Here is a 20,969-nt window from a genome sequence, read left to right as displayed (position 1 = left end):
ATTGCTGCTCGTGAGCCCCCATGCGCCTACGCAACTTGATCATCCTGACGGTCATCGCCCCGCTCTTCCTGGTACTGCTCATCTTCAGCCTGGTGGCGATCAAGTCGCTGGAAGACAACGTTCGCTCCCGCCTGGAGCGGGAAGTCCAGGTCATTACCCATGTCATCGGCACCACCCTCAGCCATGCCCTCAGCCGGGATGCCACGGAGCCACTGGAGGAGTCCCTCTATTCGGCGTTCTCCTTCCACCGTATCTATGGCGCCTATGTGTTCGATACCAACGGCCAGGAGATCTATGGCCTGGGGCTGGGGCAGGCCCTGTTCAGCGCCGACGCCATTCGCGACGTGGCGGAGCACGGCGAGATGCGCGCGGCCTATCGTGAACATGACGGCTGGCACTACTACTCGGCACTGAAACCCCTCACGTCGCCCACCGGGGAGATACGTGGTGTACTGCAGGTCAACCGCCTCAATACCGGCATCGAGAACTACACCGGCTTTCTCAGCCAGTTGGCCCTGATCGCCTTCGTGATCGGGGCCGGGGGTATCGTGTTGGGTATCTGGTGGGGATTTCGTCGACATATCGAACGCCCCCTCGAGCGCCTGCTGGCTGTCATGCAGCGTGTCGAGGAGGGGGATCGCAGCCAGCGCGCCGAGGCCAACGGCCCCCAGGAGTACGCCCGCCTGGCCGTCGGGCTGAATGGGATGCTGGATTCCATGGCCGAAAAGGACGCCGATATCGAGGCGCGCCGGCGAAAGGAGATCGAGCTGGAGAAGCGCCTGCGCAAGTCGAAGAAACTGGCGGAGCTTGGCGTGCTGGCCGCGGGGGTCGCCCACGAAATCGGTGCACCGCTCACGGTGATCAACGGTCAGGCCCAGCGCCTGGCACGCCGGGACCGCATCGGCGACGACGAGCGGGCCAAGCTGGACCGTATCCGCAGTGAGGTGGAGCGCATCGTCGAGATCGTGCGACAGCTGATGGAGCTCGGCCGGCGTCACAATGTCGAGAAGGAGCCCCTCGACCTCGACAGCCTGATAAACGCCACCCGGGAGTTGGTGGAAGATGACCTCGAGCGCAACGCCATTCAACTGGAAATGGACCTGCCGAATCCGTCACCTCAGTTTCTGGCCAACGGCCAGCAGCTGATCCAGGTGCTCACGAACCTGTTGCGCAACGCATCCCAGGCCGAGGGAGTGAAGCGGGTTCGACTCAGCGCCCGGCAGGAGGACGACTGGCTGACACTTTTGGTAGAAGATGACGGAGCCGGGATCGCCCAGCCCAATCAGTCGAAGGTCTTCGATCCCTTCTTTACCACCAAGCCCGTGGGACAGGGTAGCGGCCTGGGGCTATCCATGGTGCATCGCATTATCAACGACCACGGCGGCACTGTCGGTGTCTTCGATAGTGAAATGGGAGGCGCCGGCTTCGAAGTCGGCCTGCCCCTGAGCCCGACGGATTCCATCGAAGGAGGAACTGCCACGTGACAGGGAACATCACACCCAGCGGCTTGCCGATCCTGATCGTCGAGGACGACGCAGCCATACTGGAACTGCTGGAAGAAGAGCTGCAGGAAGCCGGATACCCAACCCTCGGCGTAGGCAGTGCCGAGGATGCACTGGCCACCATGAGCCACACCGACGTGGCACTGATCATCAGCGATGTCCGCCTTCCGGGCAGCAGCGGCATGCAGCTCCTCGAGCAGCTGCGCAGCGAAGGCAATCAGCTGGGCTTCATCGTGATCACCGCCTTCGGCACTATCGACCAGGCCGTGGAAGCCTTGAAGATCGGTGCCGACGACTTCCTGACCAAGCCTCTGGACCTGGAGGGTGTTCGCGAGGCGGTCTATCGCGTGCTGGAGAACCGCCGCCTGGCGGAGCGCTTTCATCAGGACCATCCTCCCGGCCACTTTCATGGCATCGTCGGCGAAAGCGAAACGATGCAGGCCCTCTTCCATGACGCCGCACGGCTGGCCAAGAGCGACGCCCCTATCCTGATACAGGGCGAGAGCGGTACCGGCAAGGAGTTGCTTGCCCGTGCCATCCATGCCGAGAGCCCTCGTGCCGAAGACCCTTTCATCGCCATCAACTGCGCCAGCATTCCCTCCGAGCTGATGGAGAGCGAGTTCTTCGGCCATGTAAAGGGTGCCTTTACCGGCGCCAGCGATTCCCGCCAGGGACTGTTCCAGGCTGCCAACGGCGGCAGCCTCTTTCTCGACGAGATCGGGGAGATGTCCATCGGACTCCAGGCCAAGCTGCTCCGTGCCTTGCAGGAGAAGACGATCAAGGCAGTGGGGGCCGAGAAGGAGGAGCGGGTGGATGTACGCATCATCGCCGCCACCCACCGCGAACTGGAGCAGGAGATCGAGAGCGGCAATTTTCGCAGCGACCTCTTCTATCGCCTGGAGACGTTCTCCTTGCGCATCCCCCCGCTGCGGGAGCGGAACGGCGACATCGAGCGGCTGATCTCGGCCTTGATCGAGAAGCACGCCACCGCTCAGGGCAAGCAGATCGAGAGCGTCGAGCCCTCGGCCCTGCAAGCGCTACTCGAGTACTCCTATCCGGGCAATGTGCGTGAGCTGGAGAACGCCGTCATGCGAGCCGTGACGCTCGCCGAAGGCGGCCTGCTCAGCCATGCCGACCTGCCGGAGCGTATTCGTCAACATGGCCTGGAACAACGCAGCAATGCGCGTTATCTCGAGGCAGGCAACGCCGTGGTGGCGGCCGAGAAGCAGCAGAACTGGCCCAGCCTGGAAGAGGTGGAAAAGCGCTATATACAGAAAGTGCTGGAAGCGACCGGCGGCAACAAGCGCCGTACCGCCGATATCCTGGGGATCGCCAGGCGCACGCTCTATCGCCGACTGGACGACGAGTAATCGGCTCTGCCACTCGGCCCGGCGACTCGACGCCATGATGACCAGACACGGCATGTGCATGGATAAAACGGGTAAATAGCCCGGCAAGACGCGATGAATATAAAAAAAGCCCCCTGGGAGGTTGGGGGCAAAATGCGCCATGCAATCCGACTGACGGTGCAAGGGGGAGGGTGGCGGTCCGTCAGTGGATTCTGCGCTTGCAAGAAGTCATTGAGGCTTGCCGTGTTCGCCATCCTTGGCTGGCTCCGGTGACTGGCACCGGAGCCATGAAACGAAGACTTAGTCGTCTTCATAGTACTCTTGTTCCCACTCGTCCTGTGCGGGATCCGCGCCCGGCATGGGCTCGGTGCCTTCACCGAATCCTGCATCACCCTCAGCGCCGGGTGCTGTCTCGGTGCCCGGTGCCGTGGGATCCATGGTCGGATCGGTCTGTGTCCCCTGCTCTGCCGGATCGGCCGGAGCGGTGGGGTCGGCAGGAGCTGCAGAATCGTCCGGGAAAGCCGGATCGGCCGGTGCCGTGGGATCCCTGGTCGGATCGGTCTGTGCGCCCTCCTCTGCCGGATCGACCGGAGCAGTGGGGTCGGCCGGAGCTGCAGCATCGTCCGGGTAAGCCGGATCAGCCTGGTCAGTCGGATCCATGGTCGGATCAGAGTGTGGCGCTTCGGGGGCTCCCGGCTCACTGTCGAATACTTGGCCAGACTCCTGTTGTCCTGCAGGGTCTTGCTGGGTTTGCTGCGCCATGACCAACGGGCTAGCCGTGAGGCCAACGGTAATACCCAGAATACCAAGATGCTTCAAAAATTCCTTGGACATCATGTTACACCTCCTGAAAGTCGTCTTTCGACGAAGTGTCGAGGGTCTCTCACCCTCCGCGCTTGCGTGACCGTTATCACTTCATCACCACAAGCGCTTGAGATAGTCATCACTCACTCAATTGAATTAACTCGATCCATTGACTTGAGAATTAACGATCGATTTCATCGTCCATGTCGTCATCCATGAACGACTCTTCCTCATCATCGGGCGCCATCGTGTCCTGCGCCCCATCCGGTACGGGCTCCTGCTCGGCTTCAGGCAGCGTGCCCTCGTCTTCGGGCATCTGCTCCATGGAACCCGCCGGGTCTTCCGCGCCATCGCCAGCCGCAGTACCGGTCTGGTCGATGCCTGGATCAGCAGTAGTATCCTGCATGGGAGAACCTTGTTGCTCTGTAGCAGGCGGCTCTTGCTCTACCGGCGGCAAGTCATCATCGTTGCCACAACCCGCCAAGCTCAACGTACCCAGCGACAGCGCCATGGCCGAAGCTAAAGCCGTCAAACGTCCGGCAGAGGCCCAGCGAACATTCTTTTCATGGCTCATATGAAACACTCCCTGTTGATCCGTAATCACCCTGACCGCAGCACAGAGCATGCCACACGGGGAATTTTTCAAGAAATCTCTTTTATATCAGTTGATTGAAGTTATGTAACTTTAGAAAAGTCCAAACATTAACGCCCGCTAAGTCTGGTTAAATATGACACATGAGCCAGAAATCCACGTCACCGACACCCCTTCCGGATACCAACCCGAAACGACATGGGGGAGGCATCTCTCGATGCCTCCCCCATGGAGGGTAACCTCGGCCATCTACCCCGGCGTGAGGCCCCGCATGCGCTCTCCACGACGTCGCAGAAGCTCCAGGGTAGTGAGCATCAACATCGACAGCAGCACCAGCATGGTGGCCACCGCCAGTATCGTGGGGCTGATCTGCTCGCGGATCCCGGACCACATCTGAATGGGCATGGTGCGCTGCTCGGGACCCGCAATGAAGAGCACCACGACGACCTCATCGAAGGAGGTGATGAAGGCAAACAGGGCACCGGAGACCACGCCTGGCGTCACCAGCGGCAATACGACCTTGAAGAAGGTTCGGGTCGGGTTGGCGCCCAGGCTGTGGGCGGCGCGGATCAGGGTGGTATCGAAGCTCGAGAGGGTCGCGGTGACGGTAATCACCACGAAGGGGATGCCCAGCGCCGTGTGCGCAAGGATAACGCCCAGGTAGGTCTGGGCCAGATTCACCTTGGAGAAGAAGAAGAACATGGCCGCCGCGGAAATGATCAGCGGCACGATCATCGGCGAAATGAGCAGTGCCATGATCACCCCGCGAGCCGGCATGTTGCGACTCGACAGGCCCAAGGCCGCTATGGTGCCCAGCACGGTCGCCAGGATCGTCGAGGCGATACCGATGATGAAGCTGTTCTTGATCGCATTGAGCCAGGCCCGGGAAGTAAAGAAGTCCTGATACCAGCGCAACGAGAAGCCTTCCGGATCGAGGGTCAGCATCTTTTGCGAAAAGGTAAAGTAGGGCTGGGCGTTGAAGGAGAGCGGGATGATGATCAGCAACGGCCCCACCAGGAACAGGAAGATCAGGGCACAGATGCCGAGAAAGACATAGTGCCAGATGCGCTCACCACGGGTGGCATAGGAAGGTATGGCCATCGGATTACCCCAGCTTGACCTTGTCGACGCCAATCAGGCGGTTGAAGACGAGATAGAAGATGATCACCACGAACAGCAGGATCGAGGCGATCGCCGCGGCCAGCCCCCAGTTGAGTGAGGTCTGCATATGATAGGCGATGTAGTTGGTGATGAATCGGCCCGACTGCCCACCCACCAGGGCTGGCGTGATGTAGTAACCGATGGAAAGAATGAAAACCAGAATGCCCCCCGCCGCGATGCCGGGAATGGTCAGCGGAAAGTAGACCCGCCGGAAACAGAGGAACGGACGACCACCGAGCGAGCGAGCCGCCCTCATGTAGCTGGGAGGGATGGTCTTCATGACCGAATAGAGCGGCAGAATCATGAACGGCAGCAGGATATGGGTCATGGCGACGATGGTGCCGGTCTTGTTATGAATCATCTGCCATCGTGCCTCATCGGCAATGACGCCAATCGCCACCATGACATCGTTGAGCACGCCCTGTGACTGCAGAATGGCGATCCAGGTCGTGGTACGCACCAGCAGCGACGTCCAGAACGGCAATAGCACCAGTATCATCAACAGGTTGGAATGACGCAGCGGCAGGTTGGCGAGCAGGAACGCGATGGGGTAGCCAAGCAGCAAGGTCAGGCCGGTGATCACGCCGCTCATCCAGAAGGTGCGCCAGAACAGGTTGACATGAATTCGCTGATTTTCCGGTGCGCGCACGATCTCGCCATCCGGCGTGAGCTGACGATCCAGCGCCATGAGGTAGTAGGACATCGTCAGTGGCGTGGCTTCACGCTCGATCAGCTTCCAGGTATCCACTTCACCCCAGTTATCATGAGCCTCGATCAGGGCCTCCTTGTAGGGCGGCTCCATGGTGCGCAGACCCCGCGCCGTTCTGGTGATCGCCGAACGCATGCCCGACTGCTCGTAGTTCAACCGGCTCGACAACAGCCCCAGGTTGCGCGCCTCCTGTCCCTCCTGCAGGTCCGCAGCCAGGGCAGCAAAGACGTGCTCATCGGGAAGCGACTGGCGATCCCAGCCCTCCAGCGCCTCGACGGTTCGCGTCAGTCCGGCCGAGACTTCGGGGTTGTCCACACTGCGCCACAACATGTCGAAGATCGGCATGACGAAGGCGATAATCAGAAACAGCAACAGGGGCGATACCAGCAGCAGCGCCTTGACCTTCGACCGCCGTACGGCGCGTCGCAGGCTGACCTTTAGCGGCACCCCGTCGGCAGTCGTCAAGGGGGAAGCGGGAGATTCAGACACGCAGGCCTCTCCAGTAAGCGACAGGACAATTCAGAAGAATTCGAGTGAAATGCAGCCGCCACCCATATCGGGTGGCGGCCAGGTCTTACTGGGCCAGCCAGGCGTCGAAACGCTGGCTCAGTTCATCGCTGTAGTCCGCCCAGAACTCATCATCCTTCTGGATGGCGGTGGCGAAGTTGGGCGGATAGGTCGGCATGTGCGGCATCATGTCGATACCGGCTTCGGCGTGGGTCGAGACCATGTCGGAAGAGGACATGCGTGCCGGACCATAGGAGATGTACTGGGCCTGATCGGCGAGCCGCTGGGTGTCGGTGGCGAAATAGAGATAGTCGCGCACCTTGTCGAGCTTGCCGGTTGGTACCACCCAGCCATCCAGTTCGAATACCTGGGCGTCCCAGATGATCTCGAAGGGCTGGTCTTCGCTGACCATGGCGTCGAAGATACGACCGTTATAGGCAGAGGCGAAGGCCACTTCCTGGTCGGCCAGCAGCTGCGGCGGCTGGGCACCCTCCTCCCACCAGATCACGTTGTCCTTGATGGTATCGAGCTTGGCAAAGGCGCGCTGGATACCCTCTTCGGTCTCGAGCATGTCGTAGACGTCGTCGCGATCAACGCCGTCGGCGATCAGCGCCCACTCCAGGTTATTGATGGGACGGCGCATCAGGGCGCGCTGGCCAGGGTAGTTCTCCAGGTCGAAGACATCCTTGATGGTGCTGGGCTGGTTGTCTTCCGGGAACATTTCGCTGTTGAATGCCACGATGTTCGAGTAGACGATCGAGGCCACGAAGCACTCGCCAAGAGCACCGTCGACGAAGTCTTCACTGGGCGGCGTACCGTCAGGGGCGTCTGCCAGCAGCTCATCATGGTCCAGCGGCTCGATCAGGCCCTCGGCGCAGGCGATCATGGCATCCGCCGGCAGCATATCGACCAGGTCCCAGGTCACGTTACCGGCCTGGCTCTGGGCGCGCAGGCCGGCCAGGGCATTGGCGCTACGATCGATATTGACGATCTCGTCGCCGGTCTTCTCCATCCAGGGTTCGTGATAGGCCTCTTGCTGACTCATGCTGTAGGCACCACCCCAGGAGACGATGTTGAGCGTCTGCTGGGCCTGGGCCATGCTGGACAGACCGACGACTGAGGCGCTCGCCACGGCCAGCGCCAAGGTGCGGCGTACCGCGCGCTTGTGATTTCCCTGTAGTTTCATGTCACTTCTCCACTTGTTGTTGTTGCTCACTCGCTTATTGCCATGCCAGCCTTTATCAAGCTGCTCTACCGCTATCACGGTTCCAATTACCGTTTGCCCGGCCGCCCCATTGCCCGGCTGACTCAGGCATCCAGCGCCCGGCAATCCTTGCTGGACCAGCCGACCTTGATGGTCTGGCCCGGCCTGAGGGCCGGATGCCCCTTCGCATTGGGGGTCTTGAGAATGAACTCATCGTTGCCGCAAACGGCTAGCCGGGTCCGCAGGTGGTCACCGAGGTAAATCACCTCCTTTACCTCGCCTTCAAAGCAGTTATCGAAGGGCGTCGACTCATCGAGGAGGATGCTGACCCGCTCTGGCCGCAGTGAGAGGGTCGTTCGCGCCCCAACACCACCCGCTGCCACCGCCTTGGCCAGCACGATCTCTCCACTGTCGAGGCGAACCTTGCACTCGTCTCCGATATGCTCGACCACCTCGCCCTGAAGGCGATTGTTCTCACCGATGAAGTAAGCCACGAAGGCGTTCTCGGGCTCTTCGTAGAGGGCTTCGGGCGTCGCCAGCTGCTGGACGATGCCATCATTGAAGACGGCAATGCGGTCAGACATGGTCAAGGCTTCGGTCTGGTCATGGGTCACGTAGATCATGGTCACGCCAAGGCTGGCATGGATCCGCTTGATCTCGTACTGCATCTCTTCACGAAGGTTCTTGTCCAGCGCACCCAGGGGCTCGTCCATCAACACCAGCTCGGGCTCGAAGACCAGCGCACGGGCCAGTGCGACGCGCTGCTGCTGGCCGCCGGATAGCTGAGCCGGGCGACGGTCGCCGAACTCTTCCAGGCGCACCATGGCCAGTGCCCGGTCGACCTTTTTCCGGGTTTCGGCCTTGGAAAGATGTCGCACTTCCAGTGGAAAGGCGAGATTCTCGGCAACGGTCATGTGGGGAAAGAGGGCATAGTTCTGGAAGACCATGCCGATCCCCCGCTTGTGAGGCGGTAGGCCGCTGATCGGCTCGCCCTGGAGGAGAATTTCACCATGGGTCGGGGTCTCGAAGCCCGCCATCATCATCAGGCAGGTTGTCTTTCCCGAACCGGAAGGCCCCAGGAGCGTCACGAATTCGCCATGCTGGATGTCCAGGTTGAATCCCTTGACCACCAGCTCGACACCATCGTAGCTCTTCTGAACATTCACGAAACGGGCAAAGCACTCCCCCGGATCTTTCGTTTCCCTTACGTCTGCTTCTACTTCAAGACTGTCGTTCATGCATGGTTCCCGCTAATAGCCAGCAACCAGCGGATCGCTTGGTGTCGAGGAGTTCCGCTAGCCACCTGGCCAAGTGGTGTTGTTCTCATTGGAATGGGTCGACACTAGTCCGATTACGACAGGTGCCGCAACCCCACAGAGTCCAATCAGCGTTGAAGGCATTGTGAACATTTGTGAGCAAAATCGGCTAGTGACGCAGTCTCGTCATGAAACCAACCGTCACCTATGCCTTTGCCAGGCCACCTGGGGCTCACCCTGGCCGGCAAGGTGCCTCGAAAATACTCCTCCCGGCCGGTACAATAGCTGTTCACGATACGGAACAAGATCCTGGGGGCTTTACAGAAACGCCTTTGTAACAGGACTGGTATCGTGGGCCAAAGCCGCCACACTCTAAAGTGCCATCAGCCGTATCGAGACTCGCTCGATCGCCCGGAGTACTAGGAGAAACGGCATGTACAAGAAGATCATGGTACCAATCGACTTGGCACACATCGAAGTGCTTGAACCCTCCCTGCAAGCGGTCGCCGACCTGGCCCGCCATTACGATGCCGAGGTGTGCTATGTCGGGGTCACATCCTCCGCACCAGGCAGCGTCGCAAGAACGCCGGAGGAGTTCACCCGCAAGCTGGAGGCGTTCGCCCAGGAGCGATCCGGGGTGCATGGTCAACCGGTCAGCACCCACACCATCGTCAGCCCCGACCCGATCGCCGATCTCGATGATCGCCTGATACAGGCCATCGACGATGTCGGAGCCGACCTGGTGATCATGCCCACTCATCCACCCAAGCACCTGGACGTCATCATGCCGTCCCATGGTGGCAAGGTGGCTACTCACACCAAGGCATCGGTTTTTCTCGTCAGGCCGAAGAGCGCCTGACGATTTCTCAACACACCTATAAACCCGACGACACCAATTGCAAGGGAGATGTCTCGTGGCCAACCCCCACAACGACGAGAACGACAAGGGGCCCAATGGCTCCGAAGGAATCCCGGCCCCGGAGGGGCCGGCAAACCTCATCGATACCGACTACGTCATTGGACAGGACAACATCACCACCACCACGCTGGGCGTTGATATCGACCTGCATGGCAAGGTCTTCACGATCTCCGCCATCGTCATCCTGTTCTTCGTGATCGTCACCCTGGCGCTTCAGGAGCAGGTCGCTCCCATCTTCGATGGCGCCTTCGCCTTTCTCACCGGCAACCTGGCCTGGTTCTTCCTGTTTGCCGCGAATGTTTTCGTCCTCCTGTCGATCATCCTGATCTTCACGCCGCTGGGGAAGGTGCGCATAGGCGGGGCCAAAGCCACACCCGACTTCAGCTATGCCGGCTGGTTCTCCATGCTGTTCGCCGCCGGGATGGGCATCGGCCTGATGTATTTCGGTGTCTCCGAGCCCATGGACCACTTCCAGTCTGCCCTGGGCGGCATTGCCACGGAGAACGGCGCCAGAACCGACTGGGCCCCGCTCGGTGCCGCCGAAGGTAACGAAGAGGGGGCGATCGCACTGGGCATGGCCGCCACCATCTTCCACTGGGGGCTGCACCCCTGGGCGATCTATGCCGTAGTGGCCCTGGCACTGGCGCTCTTTTCCTACAACAAGGGCTTGCCACTGACCATGCGCTCGATCTTCTACCCTATCCTGGGCGAGCGTGTCTGGGGCTGGCCGGGCCATGTGATAGACATCCTGGCGGTATTCGCCACTCTCTTCGGCCTGGCCACCTCGCTGGGCCTCGGGGCGCAGCAGGCCACCAGTGGCCTCAACGACCTGTTCGGCATCCCCGATGGTAACGCCACCATGGTGATCCTGATCATGGGCATTACCGTGGTGGCCATGGGCTCGATCATGCTCGGCGTCGACAAGGGCGTACAGCGGCTCTCCCAGCTCAACATGGTGCTGGCGCTGGTGCTGCTGCTGTTCGTGATCATCGTCGGGCCGACGCTGATGATCGCCACCGGCTTCTTCCAGAACCTGATCTCCTACGTGACCAACCTGCCGGGGCTCTCCAACCCCTTCGGTCGTGAAGACGCCAACTTCACCCAGGGCTGGACCGCCTTCTACTGGGCCTGGTGGATCTCCTGGTCACCGTTCGTCGGCATGTTCATCGCCCGGGTCAGCCGTGGGCGCACCGTGCGGGAATTCCTGATCGCCGTACTGCTGGTCCCTTCCCTCGTCTCGGTACTCTGGATGACCTCCTTCGGCGGCACCGGCATCGACCAGTTCATCCGGGGTACCTTCGAGGGCGAGACCGATGCCCTGTTCATCATGCTGGGTGGCCTGCCGTTGACGGAGATCACCTCCTTCATCGCCATCGTCCTGGTAGTGGTGTTCTTCATCACCTCCTCGGACTCCGGTTCGCTGGTGATCGACTCCATCACCGCCGGTGGCAAGATCGATGCCCCCCGGCCGCAGCGAATGTTCTGGGCAATCATCGAGGGTGCCATCGCCATCGCCCTGCTTCTGGGTGGAGGGCTGGCCGCCCTGCAGGCCGCGGTGATCACCACCGGCCTCCCCTTCACGCTGGTGCTGCTGGTCGCCTGCTACGCCATCATCAAGGGCCTGATGAGCGAGCCACGGGGCTGAGCCGATCGCAGGCCTGAACAAGCAAGAAGGTAAAAGGAAGGCGGCCCTCGGGCCGCCTTTTGGGTTCCGCATCCCTCAAGGGGCGCGGCCCCTGCTATGATGTCTCACCTTGAAAAACTCACTCGAGCGACGCCCTACTATGCAGGTTTCGGCACATCAGGGTAATGTCTTTAGTCAAGCCCTACAGACTAAGGCCTTCGGCCACTGGTAACCCGTCAACGCATCGGGCATATTTCAGTAAGCCCGCACTACAATTACGATAAAGGAGCCGTTCGACGCCCATGATGGCACCCGAAGACGCCTTCCGTCTGCTCGCCGATGGCCTGGGCAAAGCCGGCACTCCTCAGGCATTCGAGCATCTGGTCGAACGCATCGCGTCGATTTTCGATGGGGATCATGTCCTGATCGGCAAGGTGATGTCCGATGGCAAGACCATCCTCACCGTTGCCTTCTGGTCGCAGGGAAGCTTACAGCCGGCTGCAACCTACGAACTGGCCGGCACCCCCTGCGAACATGTGTTGAACGACGAGATCTGCCAGTTCCCCGATAGCCTCCATGAACATTTTCCCGATGATGAGATGCTTCGGGAACTCGGTGCGGAAGGCTATGTGGGCGTCCCTCTCCGGGCGCCGAATGGGCAGTTGCTCGGCCTGCTGGCGCTGATGAGCAATCGTCCGTTATCGCTGGCCGCCTATGCACCGGAAGTGCTGCGCATCGCTGCCACCCAGGCAGGCGCCGAGATGGCACGTCGAATCGCGGAGGAGACCCGACGCAGCAGCGACCAGCACATCGAGCAACTGATCTACTGGGACAGCGTCACGGGATTACCGAATCGCCGACACTTCATGGAGCGACTCCAGGAGTCATGTGACCAGGCTCAGCTTCAGGGCAAGAGCCTGGGCCTGCTCTATCTCGACCTGCAGCGCTTTCGCCAGATCAACGATACCCAGGGCCATGAGCGTGGAGACCTGCTGCTCGCCGAAATCGCCGGGCGGTTCGGAGCCCAGACCGAGCCCGGGGAGTTCGTCGCTCGCCTGGGGGGCGACGAGTTCATGGTACTGCTGACGAATACTCGCCCAGCCGCCATGGCTCACGCGATCGAACGCTACCGCAACAGCCTCTCGCCACCGATCCAGATCGCCGATCGTAGCTTCTCGATCTCGGCCAGCGTCGGCGCGGCACTCTTCCCACGGGATGCCGATAACGCTCAATCGCTGTTTCAGCATGCCAGCATCGCGCTCAATCATGCCAAGAGGGATGACAGCCGGACCCGTTTCTTCAATACCAACATGGCCGACGAACTGCATCAGCGTGAATTCCTGCAGCTGCGCTTCTTCGAAGCTCTGAACCAGGGCCGCCTGGCACTGCACTACCAGCCCCAGTTCTGTCTCAAGAGCGGAAAGTTGAGTGGTGCCGAAGCGCTCTGCCGCTGGCACGACGACGTCCTCGGCCACGTCAGCCCGGGGACCTTCATCCCCCTGGCCGAAGAGCAGGGGCTGATCCGGCAGCTGGGCGACTGGGTGCTGGACGAAGCGTGCAATCAGCTACATGCATGGGATGGCCAGAACAAGCCTTTTCCCGGGCGGCTGTGTGTCAACGTCTCGGCTCAACAGATGGACGATCCACGCCTGGCGGAGCATGTACAGCGCCTCGCTACCCGGGTGGCGCCAGGACGTCTCGGCCTCGAGCTTACCGAGAGCGGGCTGATGCGCAACCCCGAGCAGACCGTGCGTATCACCCGCGCCCTGCATGACGCCGGCTTCGGCCTGGCGATCGACGACTTCGGCACCGGCTATTCGTCACTGACCTACCTGAAGCGCTTTGCCGCCGATACACTCAAGATCGATATGTCCTTCGTGCAGGACATGCTCAAGAGCAGTCATGATCACGCCATCGTTGCCACCATCATCGCCATGGCCGAAACCCTGGGGATGCATACCGTGGCAGAGGGCGTCGAGGAAGCGGAGCAGGCCGAGGCACTGCGCGAGCTGGGCTGCACCGGCGTTCAAGGCTTCTACTACGGCAGGCCGGTGGACGGCAAGACCTTTGCCGACCTCTGGCTCTGAGCCCACTTGAAGCGGCAACGGCTAGCTCCACAGCTCGCCGACCGTCACCTGGGATCGATAGTGGGTGGCAATCTGGGCCTGGAGCAGCTCGGCGGTGGCCAGGGCATCGAGCAGCGCATGATGGCCCTGATACGTCGGCAGACCATAGCGAGCCCGGCTATCGCTGAGCCGTATGGATACGGGAGGCCGGCGCATCCAACGCCGAAAGCGTGCCCACAGCGAGAGCCGGTGTCGCCGCGCCTCCAGGGACATGGTGTCGATGACCGGAAAGCGAAGCCCCTCCCCCAGGCGAGACCTGGTCGCCTCGTCCAGGAACGGCCGCTCGATATGGCGAAAGTGCACCACGGCGAGGCGGCCGGCCATGGCCTCGAGTAGTTCGGGCAGCACGGCGGCCAGGTCCGGCGCCTCGGCGATTTCCGAATGGGTGATGCGATGGAAGGTGATCGACTCGCTGGAAAGCGGGCGAGTTGGCCGCACCACCCAATAGCGACGTTCGGCCCAGCGAATGCGGCCGAGGGTGAAGGGAACCAGGCCAATGCTGACGATATCATGACGGCGCGCATCGAGCCCGGTGGTCTCCAGGTCCAGCGCCACTAGCGGCGCCTCGCCGATGGGCGTGTCGGGGGCCGGGCAACCGGCGGCAAAGTAGCGGCCCAGTTCAGGCTGGGAGGCCTCGCCGGCACGCGCGGCAAGAAACTCCGTCCAGCCAGGAGGGGAGCGCTGCAGAGACAGGCGATGAGAGAGCATGGCCTAGCGAGACCGGCCGGTGCGAGCCGGCATCGGATAACGATACTTGAGGAACTTCTGTGCGTTGCTCAGGACCTGGAAGGCGTCCTTGAGGTTGTGGCGCTCGCTATCCTCGACGTTCTCCGGTTCGATGTTGTTGTCCGGCATTCGGTCCTGCTGGATGTCGATGACCTGATGGCGTATCCGTGCCATGGCGATCAGTTCCAGCGCATAGCGCAGCTTCTCGCCGGCCCCCGGTGCCAGCAGCTGGGTGTTGCCGATAGCGTCGAGCCGCTCGAAGCTGTTCTGTGCCTGCGAGCCGCAGGCCAGGGCATGCACCCGGATCAGGTCGACCATGGGTGCCGTGCCACGTCGCTTGAGGTTGATGGAATTGTTTTGCTTGCCATCCTTTTCCATCACGAAGGTCCGGAAAAATCCCAGCGGCGGCGTGCGATTCAAGGCATTGCGAGCCATGGCCGCCAGGAACAAGGGGCTTCCGGCGGCCTTCTGCGCCACCAGGTCCTGCAGCTGCTCGACATACGCCTCCTCGCCATAGTTGCTGTCCAGGTCGAAGAAGATCGAACTGTGCAGCAGCCGTTCCGGGGTGGGGTTGTCGATCCAGTCATTGAAGTAGCGTTTCCACACCGAGAGAGGCTGGCGCCACTTGGCGTTGGTCGCCATCACCTCCCCCTTGCAATACGGGTAGCCGCAGGCATCGAGGCCATCGCTGACACGCTCCGCCAGAGCCAGGAAGTAGGCGTCGTGTCGTTTGGCATCGAAATCGTCGGAGAGTACCAGGGCATGGTCCTGGTCGGTGACGATGGACTGCTCGTTGCGCGCCATGGAGCCATTGACCATGAAGCAGTAGGGAACCGGCGGCGGCCCCAGCTCCTCTTCGGCCAGCTCCAGCAAGCGCCGGGTGAAGCTGCGGCCGATGGTCGACAGGGCACTGCCCACCATCTGCGAGTTGGCCCCGTCTTCCACCATGCGCACGAAGGCGGCGCGCACATCGGGAGCCAGCTTGGCCAGCCCTTCGGCGCTGGACTGGTTGAAGATATTGCTGACCAGGTAGAGGCTACTGTGGGTCTCGTAGCGGATGATGTCCGATAGATGCACGATACCCACCGGACGGCGGCGATGCAGTACCGGTAGATGATGGATGTTGTTGCGCAGCATGCACAGCATCGCCTCATGCACCGATTCGTCGGACTGGATGGTGATCAGCCGTTCGCCCAGCAGTTCGCCGACGGGCGTGTCGGGCGAAAGGCCCTCGGCCACGACCCGGGTGCGAAAGTCACTGTCGGTCAAGATGCCACAGACCTTCCAGGGCCGGTCTTGGCTATCGGTGAAGGTGTAGCGTGGATTGTCGTCCGGTGCATCCAGTACCAGTGCCGCCGAAGCCTGGGCCTCCCCTATCTGGCGAGCCGCCTGCTGTACCGTCGTGGCAGCCTCGATCATGACCGGATAGCGCGTCAGCAGCTTGCGCACCCGAGTGATCATCATGTCGTTGGCTTGCTTGTGCTGTTCCACCGCCGCCGCCATGCGGGGTCGCCCCAGCTCGACGAAGTCGGCGAAATGCTCGTCGGCTTCACAGAGCTTATGAAACAGCGGCTCGGGAATGAAATAGATCAGGGTGTCTTCCAGGGCCCGCGCCGGGAAACGCACCCGATGATTTCGCAGCAGGCTGAAGTGGCCGAAGATGTCCCCTTCGCCCAGACGATTGTAGAGATCGCCGTTGCGACGATAGACCTCCACGGCGCCACTGCGGATATAGCACAGGTCATGCAATTCCTGATCGAGTACCAGGATATCGCTACCCGCCTTGAAATAACTCACCTCCACCTGCCCGGCCAATGCGTCGAGCAGGTCGTCGGAGAGGCTCTCGAAGGGAGGAAAGCGGCTCATGTGCTGACGAATTTCCAGCAGCTCCACTTCCATGCGTCACCCCACTGTCAGCACATGATTGGATGGCGACCAGTGTGTAAGGCTCGCTTGATGCTGTAAAGAGCCGAATGCGACGCGCAAATAGCAGAAAGGCCACCCTCGGGTGGCCTTTCTGCATCATGCTGGCGATGCGCCGTCACATCAGGATTGCTCGGCCATCTGCTGCACACGCTGCATCAGCTCGGGATCCTGCTGGATGGCGTGCCCGATGGCGTTGAAGGTATCCACGTCGAGACCGCTATCCTCGACCACTTCCACCATCTTGTCGTTGGCTTCCATACGCACTTCCTGCTGGGTCTGCTCATCCTCAGCGGCGTGCAGGCGCTCGGTGTACTCCTGGGAAATTACCGCGATATCCTGAGACGCATCGGCAAACTGCTGAAGCTGGTCATCAGAAAAATCCTGGGCGGGGGCAGCGGCCTGCGGCTGCTGCGGATCGGCGGCCGGATCTTGCGCTGCGTCCTGAGCGTGTGCCTGAACGGCCATGAGGCCGGCAGTAAGCAGGGCGGCCGAGAAGAGTGCAGTCATCCTTTGCATGAAATACCTCCAAAACGTATTGCGTGGGTGTGTTGCGTTACGTGGGACTGAGACGCGGGTGAGAACCATGGGTTCAGAATTTTCATGTAACGGAATGAAACAAGCCCCGTCGTGAAAATACTTATCTTGCTACCTTTTCCCGCGCTCCAAGACGCAGTATCGTCCCTACTTTACTCAGATACGGATGCTGGCTGTCAATGAGCGCCCCTACCCTCTCCCGGCTCGACACCATACTGCTGGCCGGCATGCCGGTGCTGTTCGTAGCCCTGTGGAGCACGGGCTTCATCGGTGCCAAGTTCGGTCTTCCCCATGCCGAGCCCTTCACCTTCCTGTTCGTGCGCTTCGTATTGACCCTCCTGTTGCTGGTGCCAATGGTCAAGCTGTTCAAGGGCGGCTGGCCACAGGGAGCGCGACTATGGGGGCACATCGGCGTTTCCGGAATGCTGGTACATGGCGCCTACCTGGGCGGGGTCTTCTACGGCATCTACCTGGGCATGCCGGCAGGCCTGGCCGCTCTGCTGGTAGGCCTGCAGCCATTGCTGACGGCCACCCTGGCCAGCCCCCTGCTGGGCGAGAGAATCTCTGTCATCCAGTGGCTGGGGCTGCTGCTGGGGCTTGCCGGCATCGTGATGGTGCTGGGCAGCAAGCTCGACCCGGGGGCGGCGCTGTTTCAAGGCTTCGGCCTGGGCGCCCTGGCCAGCATCCTGGCCGCCTTGGCGGGTATTACCCTGGGCACGCTCTACCAGAAGCGCTTCTGCACCGGCATGCCCTTGCTGTCCGGCACCGTGGTGCAATACCTGGCGGCAGGCTGCCTGCTGGGCCTCGGTGCCCTGCTGTTCGAGGAGCGCAGCATCGACTGGAGCCCCACCTTCATTCTGACCATGGCCTGGCTGGTGCTGGTGCTGTCGATCAGCGCCATCCTGCTGCTGATGGCACTGATCCGGCGTGGCGAGGCCTCACGGGTGGCGAGCCTGTTCTACCTGGTACCACCGGTCACGGCGCTGCAGGCCTGGTGGCTGTTCGATGAACGACTGCCGCTGATAGGACTGGTGGGCATGGTGGTCACCATCGTCGGCGTCGTGCTGGCCGTTCGCTACAAGCCGGCAGGCCAGGCCTGACGCGACCATTCCTCAATCAGCGGACAGTCGTTCCAGGTAGCGCGGGCCGTCGAGGTTGCGCATCTGCTGGCGTATCCACTGGCTGCGACGCTCAGTCTGTGGGCCCGGTCGCGCGGCATCCCAGGCCCGGGGATTGGGCAGTATGGCGGCCAGCCGGCTCGCCTGCACCTCGTTCACCTGGCTGGCCGACACGCCGAAGTAGTGCTGCCCGGCTGCCTCCAGGCCGAACACACCATTGTCCCACTCGGCAATATTGAGATAGACCTCGAGGATTCTCTCCTTGGGCCACAGTGTCTCGATCAGCAGGGTAAACCAGGCCTCGAGTCCCTTGCGGGCCCAGCTGCGCCCGGTCCAGAGAAACAGGTTCTTGGCGGTCTGCTGGCTGATCGTACTGGCACCGCGGAGACGCGCGCCGGAGCGACTGGCCTCCCAGGCACGCCGCATCTCGGCGACATCGAAGCCCCGATGATCGGCGAAGCGTTGATCCTCGGCGGCGATCACCGCCAGCTTGGCGTGGTCGGAGAGCTCCTCCCACGGACGCCACTGGTGCCGGATGGTCAGCGATTCACCGGCGAGCCAGGCTTCGACCTTGCGTTCCAGCATCACCATCGAACCGTAGGCCGGCACATAGCGCATCATCAGCACCAGCACCAGCGACAACACGACGAAGGCGGCCCCGACCAGGGCCGCCCAGCGCAGTACACGAAAGAGAACGGCGCGAATCATGCCACGCCTGACAGCGTTCGTTGATCAGCGTTTGAATAGGTACTCGGCATGATAGCGCAGGTGGTCCTCGATGAAGCTGGCGATGAAGTAGTAGCTGTGATCATACCCCGGCTGACGCCGCAGCGTCAGTGGGTGATCGTGTGTATTACACACCGCCTCGAGTCGCTCGGGCTTGAGCTGCTCCACAAGAAAATCGTCCTCCTCGCCCTGATCGATGAACAGGGGTTGGCTCGACGCCCCCTTGGCCACCAGCTCGCAGGCATCATACTGGGTCCAGCTGCCGGGGTCGTCGCCCAGGTACTCGTGGAAGGCCTTGCGCCCCCAGGGGCACTGGCTGGGATTGACGATCGGCGCAAACGCCGAGACCGAGCAGTAGTGACCGGGCCGGCGCAGCGCCATGATCAAGGCGCCGTGACCGCCCATGGAGTGACCACTGATGGCTTCACGGCCGTTGACCGGAAAGTGTTGCCGAACCACCGAAGGCAGCTCCTCGGTGACGTAGTCATACATCCGGTAATGCTTCTTCCAGGGCTCCCGGGAGGCATTGACGTAGAATCCGGCACCGGAGCCAAGGTCGTAGCTATCATGCTCACCCGGCAGGTCGGTTCCGCGGGGACTGGTGTCCGGGCAGACGATGGCGATTCCCAGCTCTGCCGCGACGCGTTGCGCCCCGGCCTTCTGCATGAAATTCTCGTCGGTACAGGTCAGCCCCGACAGCCACCAGACCAGCGGCACCCGCTCGGTCTCGGCCTGGGGTGGCAGGTAAATGGCGAATACCATCTCGCAGTCAAGCGCCCGCGAGCGGTGCCGGTAGCGCTTGTGCCAGCCACCGAAACTCTTGTTGGCCGATACCAGTTCGAGCTTTTCGGTCATGCTCATCGTTCGGTCTCCTCACGGTCGTCCCCGACTGGCAACGACCGAAACGGCTGATTGCGGGCGCGTATGACGTATCACGCGCAGTTTCGGATGCCTATCATCCGCGCGTCACGCAGCATCGGGCGTGAGTAAAAAGCGGCGCGTATCACCCGCGCGTCACGCAGCATCGGGCGTAAGTCAAAAGCGGCGCGTATCACCCGCGCGGCTTCGGGCGCGTATCAAAAGCGAAGCACGGTACGGATACTTTTGCCAGCATGCAGCAGCTCGAACGCCTCGTTGATCTTCTCGAACGGCATCTCGTGGGTGATGAACTCGTCGATCTTGAGCTCGCCATCCATGTAGCGCTGCACGTAGCCGGGCAGCTCGCTGCGGCCCTTCACCCCGCCGAAGGCAGAGCCCTTCCACACCCGGCCTGTCACCAGCTGGAACGGCCGCGTCGAGATCTCCTCGCCGGCCCCGGCCACGCCGATGATCACCGACTCGCCCCAGCCCTTGTGGCAGCACTCCAGCGCCTGGCGCATCACGTTGACGTTGCCGATGCACTCGAAGGAGTAGTCGACCCCACCGTCGGTCAGGTCGACGATCACCTGCTGGATCGGATCGCTGTGCTCCTTGGGATTGACGAAGTCGGTGGCACCGAACTGGCGCGCCAGCTCGAACTTGTCCGGGTTGACGTCGATGGCGATGATGCGGCTGGCCTTGGCCATCTGCGCCCCCTGGATCACCGCCAGGCCGATGGCACCGAGGCCGAACACGGCAACGGTGGAGCCCGGCTCCACCTTGGCGGTGTTGAGTACCGCGCCGATGCCGGTGGTCACGCCGCAGCCGAGCAGGCAGATCTTGTCCAGCGGCGCTTCCTTGGACACCTTGGCCAGCGACACCTCGGGCAGCACGGTGTATTCGCTGAAGGTGGAGCAGCCCATGTAGTGGTGCAGCATCTTGCCGTCCAGTGAGAAGCGCGAGGTGCCGTCGGGCATCAGCCCCTGGCCCTGGGTGGCGCGTACCGCCTGGCACAGGTTGGTCTTGCCGGAAAGGCAGAACTTGCACTTGCCGCACTCGGCGGTATAGAGGGGGATGACATGATCGCCGGGCTTGAGGCTGGTGACGCCGGGGCCGACTTCCTCGACGACCCCGGCGCCCTCGTGGCCCAGCACCGAGGGGAAGAGGCCTTCGGGGTCGGCGCCGGAGAGGGTGAAGGCGTCGGTATGACAGACGCTGGTGGCAGCGATACGCACCAGCACCTCGCCGGCCTTCGGTCCCTCGACGTCGATCTCGACCAGCTCCAGCGGCTTGCCGGCGGCCAGGGCGATGGCAGCGCGTGATTTCAT

18 protein-coding genes are annotated in these 20,969 nt (G+C 61.8%); 6 read left to right on the top strand and 12 right to left on the bottom strand.

The features are described 5' to 3' along the window. The first annotated feature begins 20 nt into the window (after positions 1 to 20). Positions 21 to 1,484 carry a sensor histidine kinase gene (locus LY622_RS17590; RefSeq protein WP_234292080.1) on the top strand — a complete coding sequence of 488 codons (1,464 nt, stop codon included), beginning with the start codon at positions 21 to 23 and terminating at the stop codon, positions 1,482 to 1,484. Then, complete coding sequence (locus LY622_RS17585) at positions 1,481 to 2,872, top strand: sigma-54-dependent transcriptional regulator (protein ID WP_234292079.1); 1,392 nt, start codon at positions 1,481 to 1,483, stop codon at positions 2,870 to 2,872. Before LY622_RS17590 ends, LY622_RS17585 begins: the two co-directional genes overlap by 4 nt. Before the next feature lie 279 nt (positions 2,873 to 3,151). On the opposite strand, the gene LY622_RS17580 is transcribed toward LY622_RS17585, so the two are convergent. The 6 genes from LY622_RS17580 to LY622_RS17555 all read right to left on the bottom strand — a co-directional run bounded on the left by LY622_RS17580 (position 3,152) and on the right by LY622_RS17555 (position 9,066). Beyond that, the gene (locus LY622_RS17580; RefSeq protein ID WP_234292078.1) at positions 3,152 to 3,688 is read right to left on the bottom strand and encodes a hypothetical protein; all 537 of its coding nucleotides are present in this window, start codon (positions 3,686 to 3,688) and stop codon (positions 3,152 to 3,154) included. A gap of 148 nt (positions 3,689 to 3,836) precedes the next feature. Further along, positions 3,837 to 4,229 carry a hypothetical protein gene (locus LY622_RS17575; RefSeq protein WP_234292077.1) on the bottom strand — a complete coding sequence of 131 codons (393 nt, stop codon included), beginning with the start codon at positions 4,227 to 4,229 and terminating at the stop codon, positions 3,837 to 3,839. A gap of 267 nt (positions 4,230 to 4,496) precedes the next feature. Beyond that, the gene (locus tag LY622_RS17570) at positions 4,497 to 5,348 is read right to left on the bottom strand and encodes an ABC transporter permease (RefSeq protein ID WP_234292076.1); all 852 of its coding nucleotides are present in this window, start codon (positions 5,346 to 5,348) and stop codon (positions 4,497 to 4,499) included. Between the two features lie 4 nt (positions 5,349 to 5,352). After that, complete coding sequence (locus tag LY622_RS17565) at positions 5,353 to 6,606, bottom strand: ABC transporter permease (RefSeq protein WP_234292075.1); 1,254 nt, start codon at positions 6,604 to 6,606, stop codon at positions 5,353 to 5,355. An 85-nt stretch (positions 6,607 to 6,691) separates the two neighbouring features. Continuing rightward, entirely contained in the window at positions 6,692 to 7,810 is a 1,119-nt protein-coding gene (locus tag LY622_RS17560; protein ID WP_234292074.1) for an extracellular solute-binding protein, read from the bottom strand. Positions 7,811 to 7,932: 122 nt separating this feature from the next. Continuing rightward, a complete protein-coding gene (locus LY622_RS17555) occupies positions 7,933 to 9,066 on the bottom strand; it encodes an ABC transporter ATP-binding protein (protein WP_234292073.1) in 1,134 nt (377 codons plus the stop codon). A 451-nt stretch (positions 9,067 to 9,517) separates the two neighbouring features. Here LY622_RS17555 and LY622_RS17550 point away from each other — a divergent pair, with 451 nt between their 5' ends. From LY622_RS17550 to LY622_RS17540, 3 genes are all read left to right on the top strand, one after another. Further along, the gene (locus LY622_RS17550) at positions 9,518 to 9,943 is read left to right on the top strand and encodes a universal stress protein (RefSeq protein ID WP_234292072.1); all 426 of its coding nucleotides are present in this window, start codon (positions 9,518 to 9,520) and stop codon (positions 9,941 to 9,943) included. A gap of 55 nt (positions 9,944 to 9,998) precedes the next feature. Beyond that, positions 9,999 to 11,648, top strand: a complete 1,650-nt coding sequence (locus tag LY622_RS17545; protein ID WP_234292071.1) for a BCCT family transporter — start codon at positions 9,999 to 10,001, stop codon at positions 11,646 to 11,648. A 281-nt stretch (positions 11,649 to 11,929) separates the two neighbouring features. Then, entirely contained in the window at positions 11,930 to 13,714 is a 1,785-nt protein-coding gene (locus LY622_RS17540; RefSeq protein WP_234292070.1) for a sensor domain-containing phosphodiesterase, read from the top strand. A 21-nt stretch (positions 13,715 to 13,735) separates the two neighbouring features. Here the strand turns inward: LY622_RS17540 and LY622_RS17535 are convergent, their stop codons facing one another. The 3 genes from LY622_RS17535 to LY622_RS17525 all read right to left on the bottom strand — a co-directional run bounded on the left by LY622_RS17535 (position 13,736) and on the right by LY622_RS17525 (position 16,921). Further along, on the bottom strand, positions 13,736 to 14,461 hold the full coding sequence (locus LY622_RS17535) for a 3'-5' exonuclease (protein ID WP_234292069.1): 726 nt from the start codon (positions 14,459 to 14,461) through the stop codon (positions 13,736 to 13,738). Between the two features lie 3 nt (positions 14,462 to 14,464). Next, complete coding sequence (locus tag LY622_RS17530) at positions 14,465 to 16,378, bottom strand: DUF294 nucleotidyltransferase-like domain-containing protein (RefSeq protein ID WP_234292068.1); 1,914 nt, start codon at positions 16,376 to 16,378, stop codon at positions 14,465 to 14,467. Between the two features lie 147 nt (positions 16,379 to 16,525). Further along, complete coding sequence (locus LY622_RS17525) at positions 16,526 to 16,921, bottom strand: DUF4168 domain-containing protein (RefSeq protein WP_234282028.1); 396 nt, start codon at positions 16,919 to 16,921, stop codon at positions 16,526 to 16,528. 197 nt (positions 16,922 to 17,118) lie between these two features. Between LY622_RS17525 and LY622_RS17520 the strand changes: the two genes are divergently transcribed. Continuing rightward, positions 17,119 to 18,039: a DMT family transporter gene (locus tag LY622_RS17520; RefSeq protein WP_234292067.1), complete on the top strand. Its 921-nt coding sequence runs from the start codon at positions 17,119 to 17,121 to the stop codon at positions 18,037 to 18,039. Positions 18,040 to 18,051: 12 nt separating this feature from the next. Here the strand turns inward: LY622_RS17520 and mtgA are convergent, their stop codons facing one another. From mtgA to LY622_RS17505, 3 genes are all read right to left on the bottom strand, one after another. After that, positions 18,052 to 18,765 carry a monofunctional biosynthetic peptidoglycan transglycosylase gene (gene mtgA / locus LY622_RS17515; protein WP_234292066.1) on the bottom strand — a complete coding sequence of 238 codons (714 nt, stop codon included), beginning with the start codon at positions 18,763 to 18,765 and terminating at the stop codon, positions 18,052 to 18,054. A gap of 24 nt (positions 18,766 to 18,789) precedes the next feature. Beyond that, positions 18,790 to 19,644, bottom strand: coding sequence for an S-formylglutathione hydrolase (gene fghA, locus LY622_RS17510; protein WP_234292065.1), 855 nt, complete (start codon positions 19,642 to 19,644; stop codon positions 18,790 to 18,792). 215 nt (positions 19,645 to 19,859) lie between these two features. Further along, a partial coding sequence (locus LY622_RS17505; RefSeq protein ID WP_234292064.1) for an S-(hydroxymethyl)glutathione dehydrogenase/class III alcohol dehydrogenase occupies positions 19,860 to 20,969 on the bottom strand: 1,110 nt, incomplete at its 5' end.

It is taken from the genome of Halomonas alkalisoli, from assembly GCF_021412585.1.
GTDB lineage: Bacteria > Pseudomonadota > Gammaproteobacteria > Pseudomonadales > Halomonadaceae > Halomonas > Halomonas alkalisoli.
Note: the sequence above shows the minus strand (reverse complement) of the source record. Positions and strands in the feature narration are given on the sequence as shown.